At 64.1% G+C, this 19,541-nt stretch carries 14 protein-coding genes; 4 read left to right on the top strand and 10 right to left on the bottom strand.

The features are described 5' to 3' along the window. Positions 1-60 precede the first annotated feature (60 nt). From ACN5W5_RS18615 to ppsA, 5 genes are all read right to left on the bottom strand, one after another. Positions 61-2,262: an exonuclease domain-containing protein gene (locus ACN5W5_RS18615; protein WP_420049947.1), complete on the bottom strand. Its 2,202-nt coding sequence runs from the start codon at positions 2,260-2,262 to the stop codon at positions 61-63. After that, the gene (locus ACN5W5_RS18620) at positions 2,259-2,633 is read right to left on the bottom strand and encodes a response regulator transcription factor (RefSeq protein WP_226462147.1); all 375 of its coding nucleotides are present in this window, start codon (positions 2,631-2,633) and stop codon (positions 2,259-2,261) included. Before ACN5W5_RS18620 ends, ACN5W5_RS18615 begins: the two co-directional genes overlap by 4 nt. Further along, positions 2,630-5,407 (bottom strand): ATP-binding protein, encoded by a 2,778-nt coding sequence (locus ACN5W5_RS18625; RefSeq protein ID WP_420049948.1) that lies wholly within the window; start codon positions 5,405-5,407, stop codon positions 2,630-2,632. Before ACN5W5_RS18625 ends, ACN5W5_RS18620 begins: the two co-directional genes overlap by 4 nt. Before the next feature lie 17 nt (positions 5,408-5,424). Then, positions 5,425-5,658: a hypothetical protein gene (locus tag ACN5W5_RS18630; protein WP_420049949.1), complete on the bottom strand. Its 234-nt coding sequence runs from the start codon at positions 5,656-5,658 to the stop codon at positions 5,425-5,427. A 151-nt stretch (positions 5,659-5,809) separates the two neighbouring features. Beyond that, positions 5,810-8,221, bottom strand: coding sequence for a phosphoenolpyruvate synthase (gene ppsA, locus ACN5W5_RS18635; protein ID WP_420049950.1), 2,412 nt, complete (start codon positions 8,219-8,221; stop codon positions 5,810-5,812). 252 nt (positions 8,222-8,473) lie between these two features. On the opposite strand from ppsA, the gene ppsR reads away from it, so the two are divergent. After that, positions 8,474-9,295, top strand: a complete 822-nt coding sequence (gene ppsR / locus ACN5W5_RS18640; protein WP_177139746.1) for a pyruvate, water dikinase regulatory protein — start codon at positions 8,474-8,476, stop codon at positions 9,293-9,295. Between the two features lie 44 nt (positions 9,296-9,339). On the opposite strand, the gene ACN5W5_RS18645 is transcribed toward ppsR, so the two are convergent. The 3 genes from ACN5W5_RS18645 to ACN5W5_RS18655 all read right to left on the bottom strand — a co-directional run bounded on the left by ACN5W5_RS18645 (position 9,340) and on the right by ACN5W5_RS18655 (position 12,037). Then, positions 9,340-9,711: a hypothetical protein gene (locus ACN5W5_RS18645; RefSeq protein ID WP_420049951.1), complete on the bottom strand. Its 372-nt coding sequence runs from the start codon at positions 9,709-9,711 to the stop codon at positions 9,340-9,342. Positions 9,712-9,910: 199 nt separating this feature from the next. Beyond that, positions 9,911-11,761, bottom strand: a complete 1,851-nt coding sequence (locus ACN5W5_RS18650) for a sodium:solute symporter family protein (RefSeq protein ID WP_420049952.1) — start codon at positions 11,759-11,761, stop codon at positions 9,911-9,913. Between the two features lie 15 nt (positions 11,762-11,776). Continuing rightward, positions 11,777-12,037, bottom strand: a complete 261-nt coding sequence (locus tag ACN5W5_RS18655; protein ID WP_420049953.1) for a DUF4212 domain-containing protein — start codon at positions 12,035-12,037, stop codon at positions 11,777-11,779. A 338-nt stretch (positions 12,038-12,375) separates the two neighbouring features. Between ACN5W5_RS18655 and ACN5W5_RS18660 the strand changes: the two genes are divergently transcribed. Further along, a complete protein-coding gene (locus tag ACN5W5_RS18660; RefSeq protein ID WP_420049954.1) occupies positions 12,376-12,684 on the top strand; it encodes a DUF485 domain-containing protein in 309 nt (102 codons plus the stop codon). Beyond that, on the top strand, positions 12,684-14,408 hold the full coding sequence (locus ACN5W5_RS18665) for a cation acetate symporter (protein WP_420049955.1): 1,725 nt from the start codon (positions 12,684-12,686) through the stop codon (positions 14,406-14,408). Before ACN5W5_RS18660 ends, ACN5W5_RS18665 begins: the two co-directional genes overlap by 1 nt. Positions 14,409-14,495: 87 nt before the next feature. Here the strand turns inward: ACN5W5_RS18665 and ahpF are convergent, their stop codons facing one another. Then, positions 14,496-16,085 carry an alkyl hydroperoxide reductase subunit F gene (gene ahpF, locus ACN5W5_RS18670; protein WP_420049956.1) on the bottom strand — a complete coding sequence of 530 codons (1,590 nt, stop codon included), beginning with the start codon at positions 16,083-16,085 and terminating at the stop codon, positions 14,496-14,498. A gap of 218 nt (positions 16,086-16,303) precedes the next feature. Next, on the bottom strand, positions 16,304-16,867 hold the full coding sequence (gene ahpC / locus ACN5W5_RS18675) for an alkyl hydroperoxide reductase subunit C (RefSeq protein WP_420049957.1): 564 nt from the start codon (positions 16,865-16,867) through the stop codon (positions 16,304-16,306). 343 nt (positions 16,868-17,210) lie between these two features. On the opposite strand from ahpC, the gene ACN5W5_RS18680 reads away from it, so the two are divergent. Further along, positions 17,211-19,535, top strand: a complete 2,325-nt coding sequence (locus tag ACN5W5_RS18680) for a TonB-dependent receptor (protein WP_420049958.1) — start codon at positions 17,211-17,213, stop codon at positions 19,533-19,535. The last annotated feature ends 6 nt before the right edge of the window (positions 19,536-19,541 follow it).

Genomic DNA, 19,541 nt, shown 5'->3' on the forward strand with positions numbered 1-19,541 from the left:
GCCGGGCCACTCGCATCGCCCCCTGGGGGGTGACGCGCCCATAGGCGCGGCGCGGGGGGATCAATACTTGATTCGGGCGTAGTACGTCTTCTGCGCCGCTTCCCGCGCCTCGCCCAGCGTGTGGATCCCCTTTTCGGCCAGCATCGGAATCAGTTTCACGAACACCTCGGCGGTGACCATGGCATCGCCGAGGGCGGTGTGGCGCCCGATGACGGTGACGTTGAAGCGCTCGGCCAGCGCCTCCAGCCGGTGCGAATCCTGGTTGGGATGGATCAGCGCGGAGAGCAGCAGCGTGTCCAGCACCGGGTGGTCGAAGACCACACCGGTCTGCGCCTCCTTGAGCTGCAGGAAACGCATGTCAAACGCGGCGTTGTGCGCCACCAGCACGGTGTCCTGCGCGAAGGCATGGAAGGCCGGCAGCACCTCTTCTATGGTCGGCTGTCCCACCACCATTTCGGGCTGGATGCCGTGGATGGGAATCGAGGCCGCCGGGATCGGGCGCTTCGGGTCCACCAGCTGTTCGAAACACTCCTGGCGCAGCAGCTTGTTGTTGACGATGCGCGCCGCACCGATCTGGATGATCTCGTCGCCCTGCGACGGGTTGAGCCCGGTGGTCTCGGTGTCGAACACGGTGTAGACCAGATCGACGAGTTTGCGGTCGTCCAGCGTGCGCGTCTGTTCGGTGGTCTTGAAAAGGTCGAAGTCGTAGTACTCGGGGCGGCTCTCGCCCTTGAGAAAGGCGGCGGCGTCCACCTGCTCCTGCGGGTTGGCCAGCGGGAGCAGGAAGCGGAAAAAGGCCTGGTGGCGCACGCGTTCGCGCTCGAACCAGAAAGCACCGCCGTGGCGCTCGACCACGTCGCGCACGGTCAGGCGCGTGGTCTCGTTGCCCACCTTCATCGGGTCCATTTCCCAGCTCATCACGGTCTCGGTGCTCATGACCTGCCCCGACCAGATCAGGTCGAGCTGGGCCTTGCCCGCGCTGCCCGCCGCGGGCGCCAGGCGCAGCTGCACGAAACGCACGTCGAACTCGTCGGCCAGGCGGCCGGACAGGTACACCAGCGCCTGCAGCAGGGAGAAGCTCTCCACCTTGAGCCACAGAGAGCTGTCCACTTCCACCGTCGAAGCCGGCAGACCGGTCACCACCTCAATGCGGCGCAGCGCCGCGTTCACGAGATCGCCGCCCAGCATGTCTTCGAGCGGCCAGCGGGTCTTGAGGCTGTCGGCCGACCCCGCTTCCAGCGCCCCGATGCGCTGGCTGAGCGTGCGCGTCTCTTCGCGGATGACCCCCAGGAAGCGCTCGCGCATGGCGGCTTCCAGATCCGGGTAATCGAGCATGTCGATCGCGGCCTGCATGTTGGCCAGTGCAGAACGGCTGCCCTCGGTGAGCGAGTGCAGCACCTGGTCTTTGGCCGACTCGGCCTCGTAGTCGCGCGTGATGTTGTCCAGCATCAGCACAAAGCCGCTGAGTTCGATGCGGTCGGCCGGCGACTCGGCCGCCTGGGCCTGGGCCGAACGCACCGGCGCCATCTGCACCCGCAGCAACTGACCGGCCGCCGTGGTGGTCACGAACTGGGCCGACGGCTGGCCGGCGCCACGCAGCATGCGCTGCTGGATGTTCTCCAGTGCGTGGGCCACCAGCTTGCGGTCGAACACGCTGTAGATCGAGCGACCGAGACCGATCAGTTCGGCGCCGCCGGCCACGCCGGGCGCCTGCGAGAGCGCCCTGAACTGCATGCGCGCGCGGTTGTTGTACAGAATGATGCGGCCGTCGAGGTTGCAGACCACGACGCTTTGCGTGAGCTCGGACATGAGCGCGGCCAGACGCGACTTTTCCTGCTCGATGCCTTGCGCCGCCTCACGCACCTTGGCGTCCATCTCGCGCCGCAGGTCTTCGCGTTGCCCCACCAGCTGGTTGAACAGCCCCACCAACACCTTGGTTTCCACGTTGCCCTTGGGCGTGAGTTCGCGCACGACGTCGGTGCGCAGCAGCACCTGGGCTTCTTCGGCCAGTTGCACGGAGGGCGTGACCCAGTGGTCGAACCAGCGCTTCAGACCCCAGGCGATGGCCGCCATGCCGGCGCCCCACGTCAGGGAGATCAGCATCAGGCGGTCCCCCAGCAGGCCCCAGATGGTCGCCCGGTCGTCCGGCTCCAGGGTCGAACCGAGCAGGCCAAACGTTGCCAGCAACCAGGCCACCGACACCACGGCCGCCACCACCAGCAGCCACCACAGACGGCGGTCTGTCTTCTGCTGCCCACTCATGAAGCGGCACCCAGCAGTTCACGCACCTTCTGGACCAGTTCCTTGGTCGAGAACGGCTTGGTCATGTACGCGTTGGCCCCCAGCGCCAGGCCCTTGGCCACATCGGTGTCGCGGCCCTTGGCGGTGAGCAGCAGGATGCGGGTGTCGCGCAGGTCTTCGTTGGCACGGACTTCGCAGCAGACGTCAAAACCGGTCTTGATCGGCATCATCACGTCGAGCAACACGAGCGCCGGGCGCTCGCGGGCAATCGCATCCATCGCTTCCTGGCCATCGCGCGCCAGCACCACCTCAAAGCCTTCGCGTTTCATGAGGAACTCCAGCGAGATGAGGATGTTCGGTTCGTCGTCGGCAATCAGTATTTTCTGGCTCATGTTTGTGTGCTCCTCTGGTGTTCATCGTTGTAGCTGCCGTCGTCGGCGGTCGGTGTGTGGCGGGGCAGCGAGAAGCCGAAGCAGGCGCCCTGCCCCGGCGTTGAGCGCAGCCACATGCTGCCACCGAAATGCTCCACGATCTGTCGGCTGATGGGCAGGCCCAGCCCCGTGCCGCCCGCCCGGTAATGGTCGTCACCGGCGACCTGCCGGAATTTTTCAAAGGCCACCGCCTGCTGCTCCAGCGGGATGCCCGGACCGTTGTCTTCGACCTCCACGGTCAGGCGATCCGGGTCCTCATGCAGGCGCAGCACCACACGACCACCCTCTCGGGGGGCGTACTTCAGGGCATTCGACAGCAGGTTCAGCACCACCTGCGTGAGCCGATCGGCATCGGCCCGGACCGCATGCACCTGCGCGGGCAAGTTCAGCACCAGCGCCACCCCCCGCTCGCGGTAGCTCTCCTTCATGGTGCCCGCAGCCTGGTCGGCCACCTCGCGCAGGTCCACATCGGTGTCGTGCCACTCGGCGTGTCCCGCCTCAATCTTGGCCATGTCCAGCACCTGGTTCACCAGCCGGCTCAGGCGTTCGGCCTCGGTGACGATGATGCCCAGGAACTGCTGTCGCTGCGCCGTGTCCATGTGGTCATCGTCGCGCATCAGCTCCGACAGGGCCCTGATGGAGGTCAAGGGCGTGCGCAGCTCGTGGGTCACCGAAGACATGAAGTCGTCCTTCATGCGGTCCAGGCTCTTGAGCTTCTCATTGGCCTCGCGCAATTCGGCCGTGGCCCGCTCCAGCGAACGCGATTTGTCCTCCAGCGCGTGCGAATAGGCCCGCAGCTGCGAGGCCTCGTCGAGGATGCGCATGACGTCGTCAAGGTCCAGCGCCTCTTCTTCCACCACCGCCGCCACCATGATCCGCGCCGAAGCGCTGCCGATCGCACCCGCGAGCTGGGTCTCGACAAAATGCACCAGCCGCGCGTCGCCCGGAATCTGGTCGATGCTGGCCACACCCAGGCGCGCGGCATAGCCCACAAACAGGCGCTGGGCCACATCGACACCGAGAAAGCGCCCGGTCAGCGGCAGCAGCGCCGATACCTGGGCCGTGCCCTGCCAGAACACCGGCCGCGCATGCGCCGTGCGGTTGAACACGTCGACGAACAACAGCGCCTGGCTGGTTTCAGCCGCTGACGGCGCACGCCACAGCGACACACCCACGTAGGCTCCGATGTTCGCCAGCAGGCTCCAGAAGAGCGAATGCGTCAGGTTGTCGAGTCCTGAGAGGCCGAGAAACGCCTCGGGTTTGAACCAGTGCAAGCCAAAGGGGCCGAACTGCAGAAAGTCCGAATCCAGCCAGCCCGATTTGGCCAGTGAGGGCAGCATCAGCGTGTAGACCCAGAAGCCGAAGCCCAGCAGCAAACCGGCCAGGGCGCCACGGCGTGTGCCGCCTTTCCAGTACAGGCCGCCCAGCATGGCGGGGGCGAACTGCGCCACCGCGGCGAAACTGATGAGGCCGATGCTGACCAGCGCGTAGGCCTCGCCCGCCAGGTGGAAATACAGGTAGCCCAGCAGCAGGATGCCCAGGATGGCCAGGCGCCGGATGCCCAGCAGCAGGCCCGTGAGGTCCCCGCTGGCGCGCGCGCCGAAACGCTTCATGCGCAGCAGGATGGGCATGACCAGGTCGTTGCAGACCATGGTGGAGACAGCGATCGCCTCAACGATCACCATGCCTGTGGCAGCGGAGAGCCCGCCGACGAAGGCCCCCAGCGCCAGTGCACCATGGCCCTGCGACAGGGGCAACGAGAGGATGAAGGTCTCCGGATCCATGCGCCCCGGACCGAAGTGCAGCAAGCCACCGATGGCAATGGGCAGCACGAACAGATTGATCAGCAGCAGATAGAGCGGAAACACCCAGACAGCGCGGCGCAGGTGCTGCTCGTCGACGTTTTCCACCACCATCACCTGGAACTGCCGCGGCAGAAAGATCACCGACAGCATGGCCAGCAGGGTGAGGCCGAACCATTGCGGGTACGCAAAAGGCTGGTCCTGGCCGAACTGCAACAAGCGGCGCAGTTCAGCCACCGCGTAGGCCTGGTCAAACAGCGCGGCCGGGCTGGCGAACAACCCAAACGAAACAAAGAGGCCCACAGCCAGGAAGGCCACGAGCTTGACCACCGACTCGAAAGCGATCGCCGCCACCATGCCTTCATGGCGCTCGGTGCTGTCGAGGTGGCGCGCGCCAAACACCATGGTGAAACCCGCCAGCATCAGCGCCACATACAGGGTGCTGTCGTTCCACCACTGCGCGCTTTGCACCGCAGGCGATCCCAGCGGCGAGGTCAGCACCGCGTAACCGCTGGCGATCGCCTTGAGTTGCAGCGCGATGTAGGGCACGATGCCGACCACCGTGATCATCGTCACCAGCCCGGCCAGCAAAGGGCTCTTGCCGTAGCGGCTGGCGATGAAGTCGGCGATGGAGGTGATGCGGTAGGTCTTGGCCACGCGGATCATCTTGCGCACCACCATCCAGGCCAGGATCATGGCCAGCATCGGCCCGAGGTAGATCGGCAGGAACCACACGCCCGAGTTGGCTGCGCGCCCCACGCTGCCGAAATAGGTCCAGGCGGTGCAGTAGACCGCCATCGAGAGGGCGTACACCCAGGGACTGGAAATCACCGAGCGGCCTTGCGCCGCACGCCAGTCGCCCCAGTAGGCCACGGCAAACAGCAGCAACAGGTAGGCGAACGAAACGGCGATGACCAGCGGGGCGGACAGCATGGGCGGGTCGTCTTGTGTCAATGGGGCCGTGCGGTGTCGCTGGCGGCAGGATCGCGTTCGCGTCCGTGCTCGACGACCCAGGCCAGCGCCGCGATCAGCAGCACCCAGATACCGAACAAGGCCAGGGGAAACAGTGGCAACCCGAAAACCCGCGCCTCGTGGTCCCAGAGCGCCAGCAGCGGAAAGCTCAACAAGGCCCAGCCGGCCACGAACAGGGCCACCAGGCGTTGGGCATCCAGGCCTTGAAACATGTGTGTCTCCTCAAGCGGCGGGCGCGATGCATCGCCGCGCCTGTCTCAAAGGATTGTGCCCCAAGCACTGACCACGGGCTTACGTTGCAACGCAACGAAAAAGGCGGCAAGGGTTGCCCCTTGCCGCCTTGCGCTGTGACTTGCCCGCGCTTTACTTCTGGGACGCTGCCAGCAGCTGCCAGGTGTCCACCACCGAGTCCGGGTTCAGCGAGATCGAGCTGATGCCTTCGGCCTGCAGCCACTGGGCGAAATCCGGGTGATCGCTGGGGCCCTGGCCGCAGATGCCCACGTACTTGCCCTCGGCCTTGCAGGCGCCGATGGCCATCTTGAGCAGGGCCTTGACGGCGGGGTCGCGCTCGTCGAAGTCCTTGGCCAGCAGCTCCAGACCCGAATCGCGGTCCAGCCCCAGGGTGAGCTGGGTCAGGTCGTTGGAGCCGATCGAAAAGCCGTCGAAGAACTGCAGGAACTCATGGGCCAGCACGGCATTGCTTGGGATCTCGCACATCATGATGACCTTCAGCCCGTTCTCGCCGCGCTTGAGACCCTTCTCGGCCAGCAACTCGGTCACACGCTGGGCCTGGCCCAGGGTGCGCACAAACGGCACCATCACCTGCACGTTGTCCAGTCCCATGTCTTCGCGCACGCGCTTCAAGGCCTCGCACTCCATGGCAAAGGCTTCGCGGAAGTCTTCGCTGATGTAGCGTGCCGCGCCGCGGAAGCCCAGCATGGGGTTCTCTTCATCGGGCTCGTAGCGGCTACCGCCGACCAGCTTGCGGTACTCGTTGGACTTGAAGTCCGACAGGCGCACGATGACCGGCCGGGGCCAGAAAGCCGCGGCGATGGTCGCCACGCCTTCGGCCACCTTGTCCACGTAGAACGCGCGCGGCGAAGCGTGGCCGCGGGCCACCGACTCCACGGCCTTCTTCAGGTCGGCATCGATCTGGGGGTAGTCCAGGATCGCCTTCGGGTGCACGCCGATGTTGTTGTTGATGATGAATTCCAGACGGGCCAGGCCCACGCCGCCATTCGGGATCTGCGCGAAGTCGAACGCCAGCTGGGGGTTGCCCACGTTCATCATGATCTTCACGTCGACCTCGGGCATGGTGCCGCGCTGCACCTCGGTGATCTCGGTTTCCAGCAGGCCGTCGTAGATGTGGCCGGTGTCGCCCTCGGCGCAGCTCACGGTCACCAGCATGCCGTCCTTGAGGGTTTCGGTGGCGTTGCCGCAGCCGACCACGGCCGGAATACCCAGTTCGCGCGCAATGATGGCAGCGTGGCAGGTGCGGCCACCGCGGTTGGTCACGATGGCGCTGGCGCGCTTCATCACCGGCTCCCAGTTCGGGTCGGTCATGTCCGTCACCAGCACATCACCGGGCTGAACCTTGTCCATCTCGCTGATGTTGTGCACCAGGCGCACCGGGCCGGTGCCCACTTTCTGACCGATCGCACGGCCCGAGGCCAGCACGGCGCCTTTGCCCTTGAGCTTGTAGCGCACCTCGGTCTTGCCGGCCGACTGGCTCTTCACAGTTTCAGGACGTGCCTGCAGGATGTAGAGCTGGCCGTCGATGCCATCCTTGCCCCACTCGATGTCCATCGGACGGCCGTAGTGCTGCTCGATCACCAGCGCGTAGTGCGCCAGTTGTTCGACGTCGGCATCGGTCAGGCTGTAGCGGTTGCGCTGTTCAACCGGCACGTCCACGGTTTTCACCAGCTTGCCCTTGAGCGCACTGTCCCCGGCTTTTTCTTCGGCCGTGGTGAAGGTCATCTGGATCAGCTTGCTGCCGAGATTGCGGCGGATCAGCGCGCGCTTGCCGGCTTTCAACATGGGCTTGTGCACGTAGAACTCATCGGGGTTCACGGCACCCTGCACCACCGTCTCGCCCAGGCCGTAGCTGGAAGTGATGAAGACCACGTCTTCAAAGCCGGACTCGGTGTCGATGGTGAACATCACGCCGGCCGCACCCGTGTCGGAGCGCACCATGCGCTGCACGCCGGCCGACAGGGCCACGTCGGCGTGGGCAAAGCCCTTGTGCACGCGGTAGCTGATGGCGCGGTCGTTGTACAGCGAGGCAAACACCTCTTTCATCTTGTGCAGCACTTCGTCGATGCCGTGCACGTTGAGGAAGGTTTCCTGCTGGCCGGCGAACGAGGCATCGGGCAGGTCTTCGGCGGTGGCGGAGGACCGCACGGCGAAGGTGGCTTTGTCGTTGTCACCCACCAGGGTGGCGAAGGCGTCGCGGATGGCTTTTTCCAGGTCGGCGGGGAACGGCTGGTTCTCCACCATGGCCCGGATCTCGGCGCCGGCTTCGGCCAGGGCGCGCACGTCTTCAGTGTCCAGCGCGTCGAGGCGGGCGTTGATGCGGTCGGTCAGGCCATCGTATTGCAGGAACTCGCGGAAGGCGTGCGCCGTGGTGGCAAAACCGGTGGGCACCTTCACGCCGCTGGGTAGCTGCGAGATCATTTCGCCGAGGCTGGCGTTCTTGCCGCCGACGGCTTCGACGTCGGACATTCGCAGGTGCTCGAAAGGCACGACCAGGTCGGTCGGGGAAAACAGGTTGGACATGGAAAGACTCCGCTCAAGTTAAAAAACCGGGGGCTCCATGCTCGGCGCTTGCGACCTGTGGTTCTGTTGTGGGTCTTGCACCGGGCAACGGGGGCTGAAATCTGACGGGCCGGAACCGGGATAATGACCGGAGCCCGAACCTGCAATTGTAGGGCGGCAGCCTGTTTCAGGCGGCACACCGTTGCCCTGCGGTGTGAAAACCGCGGTGGCATTGCCTGAATATTTTTGCACCCCCTACCCCGGGACCGCTTCATGACCAACCGAACCGTCTTTTTCGTTTCCGATGGCACCGGCATCACCGCTGAAACCTTCGGCAACGCCATCCTCAACCAGTTCGAGGCCCAGGTACGGCGTGTGCGGCTGCCATTTCTCGACAGCGTGGACAAGGCCCACCAGGCGGTGCGCCAGATCAACCACACCGCCGTGGTCGAGGGCCGGCGCCCCCTGGTCTTCACGACCGTGGTCAACATGGAGGTCCTGCAGGTCTTCAAGGAACACTGCACCGGCATGATGCTCGACATGTTCGGCACCTTTGTGGAGCCGCTGGAGGCCGAGCTGGGCATCAAGTCCAACCACCGCGTGGGCCGCTTCTCGGACGTCTCCAAGAGCAAGGAATACCACGATCGCATCGAAGCGATCAACTTCTCGCTGATGCACGACGACGGTCAGAGCCACCGCGACCTGGCCGGTTCGGATGTGATCCTGGTCGGCGTGAGCCGCAGCGGCAAGACGCCGACCTCGCTCTACCTGGCCATGCAGCACGGCCTGAAGGCCTCCAACTACCCGCTGATCCCGGAAGACTTCGAGCGCCGCAAATTGCCGCCGGCATTGATGCCACACCGCAAGAAGATCTTCGGCCTGACCATCGCTCCGGAACGCCTGTCCGAGATCCGCAACGAGCGGCGGCCCAACTCGCGCTACGCCAGCCTGGAGAACTGCCGCATGGAGGTCAGTGAGGCCGAAGGCATGATGCGCCGCGAGGGCATCCGCTGGCTCTCGACTACGACGAAGTCGATCGAAGAAATCGCCACCACCATCCTGCAGGAAATCCGGCCCGAACAACTCAGCTATTGAGCCCCCCCGGGCCAGCAAGCGGGTGCGTGGCGGGGAGGCCGTTCCTATTTGCCTGCTGCGGGCTTCTTCTTGGCCGGGCCGAGGCCGTGGGCCTGGCGCCCCAGGGCGAACGAGGCGAACAGTTTCACCCACAGCGTGACGCCCGCGATGGCCACCCAGTCTTCCGATGCCAGCGCCTGAAAACCCAGCACCGCCACGAGCAGGACCACGATCACCACGCCGCCAATCATGTTGATCGCCATTTCATAGGGCGCGTACTTCTCGGCGTTGGGCGGCGGCAGGCCTTTTTTCAGTGCCACCTCGGAGAAGTCCTTCTTCACCAGGATGCGCCAGGCGCGGCGCAGCCAGAAAAAGGCCACGGGAAACAGGGCCAGCAGAAATATCCAGTTGAATATGAAAACACTCGGTAGATTCATCCGGGAAGTCCTTGTTGATGCGGGGAGCGGGTGTGCTCTGCGCAAAGCGCCGGGAAGACGGTCTGTGCACAACAAACCTGGTGACAAAACAGCGACAGGCCGGATTGTCCCCCAAGAAAAAGACCCCGTCGGCAAGCCCACGGGGTCTTGATTCACCCACCCACCAAGCCGTGGCCTGGCGGGTGGTTTTCAGTCGATCTCAGTGACCGGTGGCAACGCCCGCGCCCTTGGGCACGCGCACCGACTCCACCAGTTCCTGGATGTGCCTGGGCACCGGAGCACCCATCTTGCTCACCAGGTAAGCGACAGCGAAGTTCACCATGGCACCCACGGTACCGAAGGCTTCGGGTGTGATGGTGAAGAAGCCGTTCACACCGCCCACCATGTCAAGGTATTCGGTGCCCTTGATGAAGAACAGGCCCTTGTGCGCGAACACGTAGAACAGCGTCACGAACAGGCCCGCCAGCATGCCGGCGATGGCGCCGTTGTTGTTGATGGTGCGGCTGAAAATGCCCATCATCAAGGCCGGGAAGATCGTGGAGGCCGCGATACCGAAAGCCAGGGCCACCGTACCAGCGGCGAAGCCCGGTGGGTTCAGACCCAGGTAGCCGGCCACGAAGATGGCCACGGCCATGGCGATCTTGCCGGCCATGAGTTCGCCCTTTTCGCTGATGTCAGGCTTGATGGCGCCCTTGATCAGGTCGTGGGAGATGGCCGACGAGATGGCCAGCAGCAGACCGGCAGCGGTCGACAGCGCAGCGGCCAGACCACCGGCGGCCACCAGTGCGATCACCCAGTTGGGCAACAGCGCGATTTCCGGGTTGGCCAGCACGATGATGTCGGCGTTCACGGTCAGTTCGTTGCCCTTCCAGCCAGCCGCTTCGGCCTTGCCCTTGGCGACTTCGTTCTTGGTCTTGTCGTTGTAGTACTGGATACGGCCGTCGGCGTTCTTGTCTTCCCACTTCAGCAGACCGGTTTTTTCCCAGCGCTTCATCCAGTCGGGACGCTGCTCGTAAACCAGGCTGGCTTCGGTGGCGTACAGGTCGCCATTGGCTTTCACCACGTCGGCGTTCACCTGGATGCCGTCAGCGGTCTGGGTCAGGCCGACGGCATTGTTCACCGTGCCGTGCAGGTTCAGTTTGGCCATGGCGCCCACAGCGGGAGCGGTCGTGTACAGCAGGGCAATGAACACCAGGGCCCAGCCAGCGGACGAACGGGCGTCAGCCACCTTCGGCACGGTGAAGAAGCGAACGATCACGTGGGGCAGGCCCGCGGTACCGATCATCAGCGACACGGTGTAGAAGAACATGTTCAGCATCGAACCGGCGCTGGACGTGGTGTACTGGCCAAAGCCCAGATCGGTCACCACCTGGTCGAGCTTGGTCAGCAGCGACACGTCGGTACCGGCCATCGAAGAGCCCAGGCCCAGCTGCGGCAGGAAGTTGCCCGTCAGATTCAGGGAGATGAAGAAAGCCGGAACCAGGTAGGCACAGATCAGCACGATGTACTGGGCCACCTGGGTGTAGGTGATGCCCTTCATGCCACCAAACACGGCGTAGGCGAACACGATGGCCATACCGATGTAAATGCCCTGCTCACTCGACACACCCAGGAAGCGCGCGAAGGTCACGCCCACACCCGTCATCTGGCCGATGATGTAGGTCAGCGATGCGACCAGGAGACACAGCACCGCGACGTTACGTGCGGCCTTCGAGTAGAAGCGGTCGCCGATGAACTCGGGCACGGTGAACTTGCCGAACTTGCGCAGGTACGGTGCCAGCAACATGGCCAGCAACACGTAGCCACCGGTCCAGCCCATCAGGAACACGGCACCGCCGTAGCCCATGTTGGAGATCAGGCCGGCCATGGAGATGAAGGACGCGGCCGACATCCAGTCAGCGGCCGTGGCCATGCCGTTGGTCACGGGGTGCACCCCGCCGCCGGCAACGTAAAACTCGGACGTGCTGCCCGCGCGTGCCCAGAAGGCGATGCCGAGGTAGAGCGCGAAGCTCAGCCCGACAAACAGATAAATGGTGGTTTGGAGTTCCATGGTGGTCTTCCTTGATCAGTCTTCTTGCATGCCGAACTTGCGGTCGATCTTGCCCATCTGGTAGGCGTACCAGAAGATGAGCGCGATGAACACATAGATGGACCCCTGCTGGGCGAACCAGAACCCGACCGGATAGCCACCCAGATGGATGCCGTTGAGGGCGCTGGCGAACAGGATGCCTGCGCCGTATGAGACCAGGAACCAGATGATCAGCACCTTGGTCAGCAGACCCAGGGTGGCCGACCAGTAGGCCTTTGCGTTGTTGTCACTTGTCATGAAAGTCATCTCCTCGTAGTGATGCTTTTGCGATTTCAGCGGTGTGAGCCGCCCCGTTTTGCATGCCGCCTACCTTGCGGATTCCGGCATTACGGGGCGGACTGTGGGAGCACTTCCTTACAGTTAAATTGCTTCCACCACCCCCTTCAGGCAAACCAAGGGTAAGTCCCAATAAATGACCTTCACATAGGGAGAGGAAGGTCCAGATTCGCCCCTCCCGCACAGCGCGACGGGCGTGTCAGGCACTGATCGCGCAAGCCCATGGAAGTCGGGGTAAGTACTAGGTAAGACCCTGAGCCTATCGTGGATGTTCAACCAACCAAGACCGAGGTCAAGACATGGACGACACCGTCATTCAACGGATTCTGAAGAATCCCCAATACCAGGAGCTCAAAGCCAAACGATCCCGCTTCGGCTGGTGGCTCACCCTGGCCATGATGCTCGTGTACTACGGCTTCATCCTGCTGGTTGCCTTCAACAAGGAGTTCCTCTCGCAGAAGCTGGGCGACGGCGTCATCACGATGGGCATCCCCGTCGGTTTCGGCGTGATCATCTTCACCATCGTCATCACAGCCATCTACGTCAAACGCGCCAACACCGAGTTTGACGACCTCTCCAACGAAGTGATCAAGGCCGCATACAAATGATGCCCGCTCAAAACTCCCTGCGTCGCGTGCTGACGCTGCTGGCGCTCTTCGGTGTGTCGTTTGCCGCCTGGGCAGCGGGCGCCGACCTCGGTCAGGCCGAGAAGCAGCCCACCAACTGGACGGCCATCACCATGTTCGCGATGTTCGTGGTGTTCACCCTGTTCATCACCAAGTGGGCCGCTGCCAAAACCAAGTCGGCATCGGATTTCTACACCGCCGGCGGTGGCATCACCGGCTTCCAGAACGGTCTGGCGATTGCCGGCGACTACATGTCGGCCGCCTCGTTCCTCGGCATTTCCGCAGCCGTGATGGCCAGCGGTTTTGACGGCCTGATCTATTCCATCGGCTTCCTGGTTGGCTGGCCCGTGATCACCTTCCTGATGGCGGAACGCCTGCGCAACCTGGGCAAGTTCACCTTCGCCGACGTGGCCGCGTTCCGCTTTGCCCAGACCCCTGTCCGCGTCTTTGCGGCCTCGGGCACGCTGGTCGTCGTCGCGTTCTACCTGATCGCACAGATGGTCGGTGCCGGCCAGCTCATCAAGCTGCTGTTTGGCCTGGAGTACTACATCGCCGTGATCATCGTCGGCGCGCTGATGATGGTCTACGTGCTGTTCGGCGGCATGACAGCCACCACCTGGGTGCAGATCATCAAGGCCTGCCTGCTGCTGGGTGGCGCATCGTTCATGGCCTTCATGGTGTTGCTGCACTTCGGCTTCAGCCCCGAAGCGATGTTCGCTGGCGCGGTGCAGATCAAGACCGATCTGGCGCTGAAGGACGGCAAGATTGCCGAAGCCGCCACGGCCGCCGGTCAGTCGATCATGGGCCCGGGCAACTTCGTGAAGGACCCGATCTCGGCCATCAGCTTCGGCATGGCCTTGATGTTCGGTACCGCCGGCCTGCCGCACATCCTGATGCGTTTCTTCACCGTGCCGTCGGCCAAGGAAGCCCGCAAGTCGGTGATGTGGGCCACCGGCTGGATCGGCTACTTCTACCTGCTGACCTTCATCATCGGTTTCGGTGCCATCACCTTCGTGCTGATCAATCCCAACTTCCTTGATGCCCAAGGGGCCTTGCTGGGCGGCAACAACATGGCTGCCATCCACCTGGCCAATGCGGTGGGCGGCAATGTGTTCCTGGGCTTCATCTCGGCCGTGGCCTTCGCCACCATCCTCGCGGTGGTGGCGGGTCTGACGCTGTCGGGCGCCTCGGCCGTGTCACACGACATCTATGCCACCGTGGTCAAGAAGGGCCAGGCCGATTCGGCATCCGAACTGCGCGTGTCGAAGATCACCACGATCTGCCTCGGCCTCGTGGCGGTGGTGCTCGGCATCGCCTTCGAGAAGCAGAACATCGCCTTCATGGTGTCGCTGGCTTTCGCGATCGCGGCATCGGCCAACTTCCCGGTGCTGTTCATGAGTGTGCTGTGGAAGGACTGCACCACCAAGGGTGCCGTGATCGGTGGATTCCTGGGGCTGATCTCCTCCGTGGCGCTGACCATCGTGTCGCCCTCGGTCTGGGAAGCCACGCTGGGCAACCCCAAAGGTTCGGCCCTGTTCCCGTACACCTCGCCGGCCCTGTTCTCCATGACGATCGGCTTCGTGGGCATCTGGTTGTTCTCCATCCTGGACAACAGCGCCCGTGCCAAAGTCGATCGCGCGGGCTTCCTGGCCCAGCAGGTTCGTTCGGAAACAGGCATCGGCGCTTCCGGCGCTTCGGGTCACTGATCCACGAAGAGCGGACTTCGGTCCGTCCAACAAAAAAAGCCACCGGGTTGCCCCGGTGGCTTTTTTCTTTCGGGAACCGAGGTTCGTTCAGGCGGTCACGGCTTCGGAGACGGCGGCCACCACCGGCTGGCGGATCAGGTGGTCGAAGGCGCTGAGCGCGGCCTTCGCGCCCTCGCCCGCGGCGATCACGATCTGCTTGTACGGCACCGTGGTGCAGTCACCGGCGGCGAACACGCCCGGCACATTGGTGTGGCCCTTGGCGTCCACCACAATCTCGCCGAAGCGGCTGAGCTCGACCGTGCCCTTGAGGAACTCGGTGTTGGGCACCAGACCGATCTGCACGAACACGCCTTCCAGCGGCACCAGGTGCTCTTCATTGGTCGCGCGGTCCTTGTATTTCAGGCCATTGACCTTGCCATCGGCACCCTTGATCTCGGTGGTCTGCGCGTTCACGTGGACGGTCACGTTGGGCAGGCTTTTCAGCTTGCTCACCAGCACGGCGTCGGCCTTGAGCTGGTCGGCGAACTCGACCAGGGTCACGTGCTGCACGATGCCGGCGAGGTCGATGGCCGCTTCCACGCCGGAGTTGCCTCCGCCGATGACCGCTGTGCGTTTGCCCTTGAACAGCGGACCGTCGCAATGCGGGCAGTAGGCCACGCCCTTGTTCTTGTATTCCTGCTCGCCGGGCACGTTCACATTGCGCCAGCGCGCGCCGGTGGACAGGATCACGCTGCGCGCCTGGAGCACGCCGCCGTTGGCCATCTGCACCCGCACCAGACCGCCCGGTTCCTCAGCGGGGATGATCTTGTCGGCACGCTGCAGGTTCATGATGTCCACCTCGTAGTGGCGCACCTGCGCTTCCAGCGCCGCAGCGAACTTGGGACCGTCGGTTTCCAGCACCGAAATGTAGTTTTCGATCGCCATGGTGTCGTTGACCTGGCCACCGAAACGCTCGGCCGCCACGCCCACACGGATGCCCTTGCGGGCCGCGTACACCGCCGCCGCCGCACCAGCCGGGCCGCCGCCGACGATCAGCACGTCGAACGGGTCCTTGGCGTTCAGTTTGGCGGCTTCGCGGTCGCCCGAGTTCGTGTCCAGCTTGGCCACGATCTCCTCGACCGACATGCGACCGGAACCGAAGACCTTGCCATTCAGGAACACCATGGGCACGGCCATGATCTCGCGCTCGGTCACCTCTTGCTGGAAGGCGCCGCCTTCGATCACCACGGTCTTGACCTTGGGGTTGAAGATCGCCATCAGCGACAGCGCCTGCACCACGTCCGGGCAGTTGTGGCAGGTCAGGGACATGTAGACCTCGAAACTGAAGTCGCCGTCCAGGGCCTTGATCGACTCGATCACGTCCGCCTCGACCTTGGGCGGGTGACCGCCGGTCCACAGCAGCGCCAGCACCAGCGAGGTGAACTCGTGGCCCAGCGGCAGACCAGCGAAGCGCACGCCCTGGGTTTCCCCCTCACGCGCCACCACGAACGACGGCTTGTGCGCATCGTTGCCCGTGGTGTCCAGCGTGACCTTGTCCGACAGGGAAACGATGTCGTCCAGCAGGCTGCGCATCTCCACGCCGGTATCGCTGTCGTCGAGCGAAGCGATCAGCCGGATCGGCTGGCGCAGCATGCCGAGATACTGCTGGAGCTGGGATTTGAGGGTGGCGTCAAGCATGGTGGACTCCTGAAAGGAAAGATGGGGTGCGGAAGGCCGCTGGTGCATGGGCCTGCAAGCAAGCCCATGAGGCAGCGGTACTGCCAATGGCAAGAGGAACAAAATCTGCGCCGGAGCGAAGTGTCCGAGCCAAGAACGCGGCGGAACCGGCTTTGCCGGGCCGCTCGCGTTGTCCCCCTGGGGGGAAGACGCGCCGCTAGGCGCGGCGCAGGGGGGGGTTAGATCTTCCCGACGAGTTCCAGCGAAGGAGCGATCGTCTTGGCGCCTTCGTTCCACTTGGCCGGGCACACCTGGCCGGGGTTGGCGGCGGTGTACTGGGCAGCCTTCAGCTTGCGCAGGGTTTCCTTGACGTCGCGGGCGATTTCGTTGGAGTGGATCTCGGCGGTCTTGATGATGCCATCGGGATTGATCACGAACGTGCCACGCAGGGCCAGGCCTTCTTCGGGGATGTGCACGCCGAACGCGTTGGTCAGTGTGTGCGTCGGGTCACCGACCAGGGGGAACTGGGCCTTGCTCACGGCGGGGCTGGTCTCGTGCCACACCTTGTGCGAGAAGTGCGTGTCGGTCGTGACGATGTACACCTCGGCGCCGGCCTTCTGGAACTCGGCGTAGTTGTCGGCGGCGTCTTCCACTTCGGTCGGGCAGTTGAAGGTGAAGGCGGCCGGCATGAAGATCAGGACGGACCACTTGCCCTTCAGGCTTTCGTCGGAGACTTCGATGAACTTGCCGTTGTGGAAGGCCTGGGTCTTGAAGGGCTGGACTGGGGTATTGATCAGGGACATGGTATTTCCTAGGTTGGAGTTGAAAGAAACGGTGATCAGGACGCGACGGGTATCGCGATGGGTTGAATCATAGACGACAACTATCATGAAGTCGCATTGATAGTTTACATTGGATCGATAGCTTTTGTTGCGCAGCAGCATGACCGGGTCGCCCACGCACCCACAGGCGGTGGTGACGGGGCGGCGCCATCCGATGTTGGTTCGGTGCTACAAAAATCGGTTTCAGGCGGCAATCCGAAACACTTTATTGCGAATCGTTCGCGTTTGCAATACGATTGCGTTTCCAGCCAGCCACAGCGCAGTGCGTTGAAGCCAGCCGACAACCCGTTCGACCAACGCTTCCATGTCACAACGCAAAAAGACCCTGCGCAGCGCCCAGCGCGCCCTGCCCCGTTCATCCACCTCTGCAAGCTCCGTGCTGCCGCTGGGCGCCATGCTGCTGGCCGGCTCCCTGAACGCCTTCGCCCAGACCGCGCCCTCCAGCGCGGAAAAGACCTTGCCCACCGTCGTGGTGCGCGAACAGGCCGAAGCACCTGAAGGCAAAGACGCGCTGCGCGCCACCGAAACCCGCATCGGCAAAGGCCAGCAGCAACTGCGCGACATCCCCCAGTCGGTCACCGTGGTCACCGAAAAGCTGATCGACGACCGCAACCTCGACACGCTCAAGGAAGCCCTGAAAAACACCGCCGGCATCACCTTCCTGGCGGCCGAAGGCGGCGAGGAAGACATCCGCCTGCGCGGTTTCGCCCTGCAGGCGACCGGTGACCTGTTCATCGACGGCATGCGCGACCCGGCGATCTACGACCGCGACACCTTCAACCTCGACCGCATGGAAGTGTTGCGCGGTTCGGCCTCCATGATGTTCGGCCGCGGCTCCACCGGCGGCGCCGTCAACCAGGTCAGCAAGACGCCGCGCCTGATCGACGAACACCAGATCGACCTCACGCTGGGCAACCACAAGTACGTGCGCGCCACGGGCGACTTCAACATCCAGACCGGTGAAAGCGCCGCGCTGCGCATCAACGCGATGGCCACCCAGGCCGACAACAACGGCAGCGGCGCCAGCCTGGACAAGCGCGGTGCGGCCCTGGCCTACCGCAATGGCATTGGCGAGCGCAACGAGTTCCAAGTCAACCTCTACCACCTGGACAACAACAACGGCATCAACTACGGCATTCCGTACATCGCGCCCACCGCCGGTTCCAGCGACCGCGTGCTGCTGCCGCTCGACCCCGACACCTACTACGGCGCTGCCAGCGACTACAACAACGGCAGCGCCACGCTCATTGGGGGCTCGCACACCCACCGTTTCAGCCGCGACAGCGAACTCAGGACCCAGGTGCGCGTGGGCCAGTTCGAGCGCGACCAACGCTCGGGCGCCATCCGCCTGTGTACCCGCGGCGTGAACCAGCAGACCGGCGCCGTGACCAACCCGCAGTGCCCCAGCGCCAACTCCCTGGAGAACTTCGGCCCGAACACCCGGCTGACCCGTGGCAACCACCTGAAGATTCAGGACATGGACACGGCCCAGTTCCAGAGCGACTACTCGGGCAAGTTCGAGGCACTGGGCGCCAGGCACGACCTGCTGGCTGGTGTGGACTTCTCGCGCGAGGAACGCACCGTCTACGCCGCGCGCTCACGCGCTCAGGGTGGCGTTGACATCACCAAGCCCACCACGCTGATCGGAACACCGGACGACGGGGCCTGGGTGGACGAATCGTCCCGCGTGCTGCGTGTGAACAACCAGTACACCTCTCAGGGCTGGGGTGCCTATGTGCAGGACACGGTGGAAATCGCCCCCGCCTGGAAGGTGGTGGCCGGCCTGCGCTACGACAAACTCACCGGTGACTACGACAGCTTCAGCCTGCCGCAGAACGCTGCCGGCCCGCTGAGCGCCGAAAGCTACCGCATGGATGTGTCGGAATGGAGCCCGCGCGCTGGCGTGCTGTTCCAGCCCACGCCACAGCAGTCGTACCACTTCTCGGTCGGCCAGTCGTTCAACACCTCCGGCGACGCCTACTCGCTGGGCGCCAGCAACGTCGACACCCCGCCGGAAAAAAGCCGCAACATCGAACTCGGCGCCAAGCTGGACTCGGCCGACAAGCGCTTCTCCACGCGGCTCGCGGTGTTCCGCTCGACCAAGTACAACGAGCGCAACACCGATCCGGATCGCCCGGTCGTGACACTGTCGGGTGAACGCCACGTGGCGGGATTCGAAGCCGACATCGTGGGCCGCCTGACCTCCAAGTGGGAAGTCTTCGGCTCCTACATGTGGCTGCCCGTGGCCAAGGTGGACCGGGCGGCCCCCTGCCCGACCACCGGTCAGTGTTCCCAAGGTGCTGCTGGCGAGCGCCCGGGCGACCGCCCGTCGCTCACGCCCGAGCACAGCGGCACCGTGTGGACCACCTACCAGTTCACGCCCAAGCTGCGCCTGGGCGCCGGCCTGAACTTCCGCGGCAAACAGTCGCCGACCCGTGTGGAATGGACCGTCCCGTCCTACGTCACCGCCGACCTCATGGCCGAGTACAAGTTCGACTTCGACCGCCTGACGCTCAAGGCCAACCTGTCCAACATCACCGACAAGCTCTACGCCGACCAGCTTTACCCAGGGCATTACATCCCGGGCGCAGGGCGCACGCTGCAGGTGACCGCCAGCCTGAAGTTCTGATCGCGC

The sequence above is a fragment of the Hydrogenophaga sp. ZJX-1 genome, assembly GCF_048590325.1.
Classification (GTDB): Bacteria; Pseudomonadota; Gammaproteobacteria; order Burkholderiales; family Burkholderiaceae_C; genus Hydrogenophaga.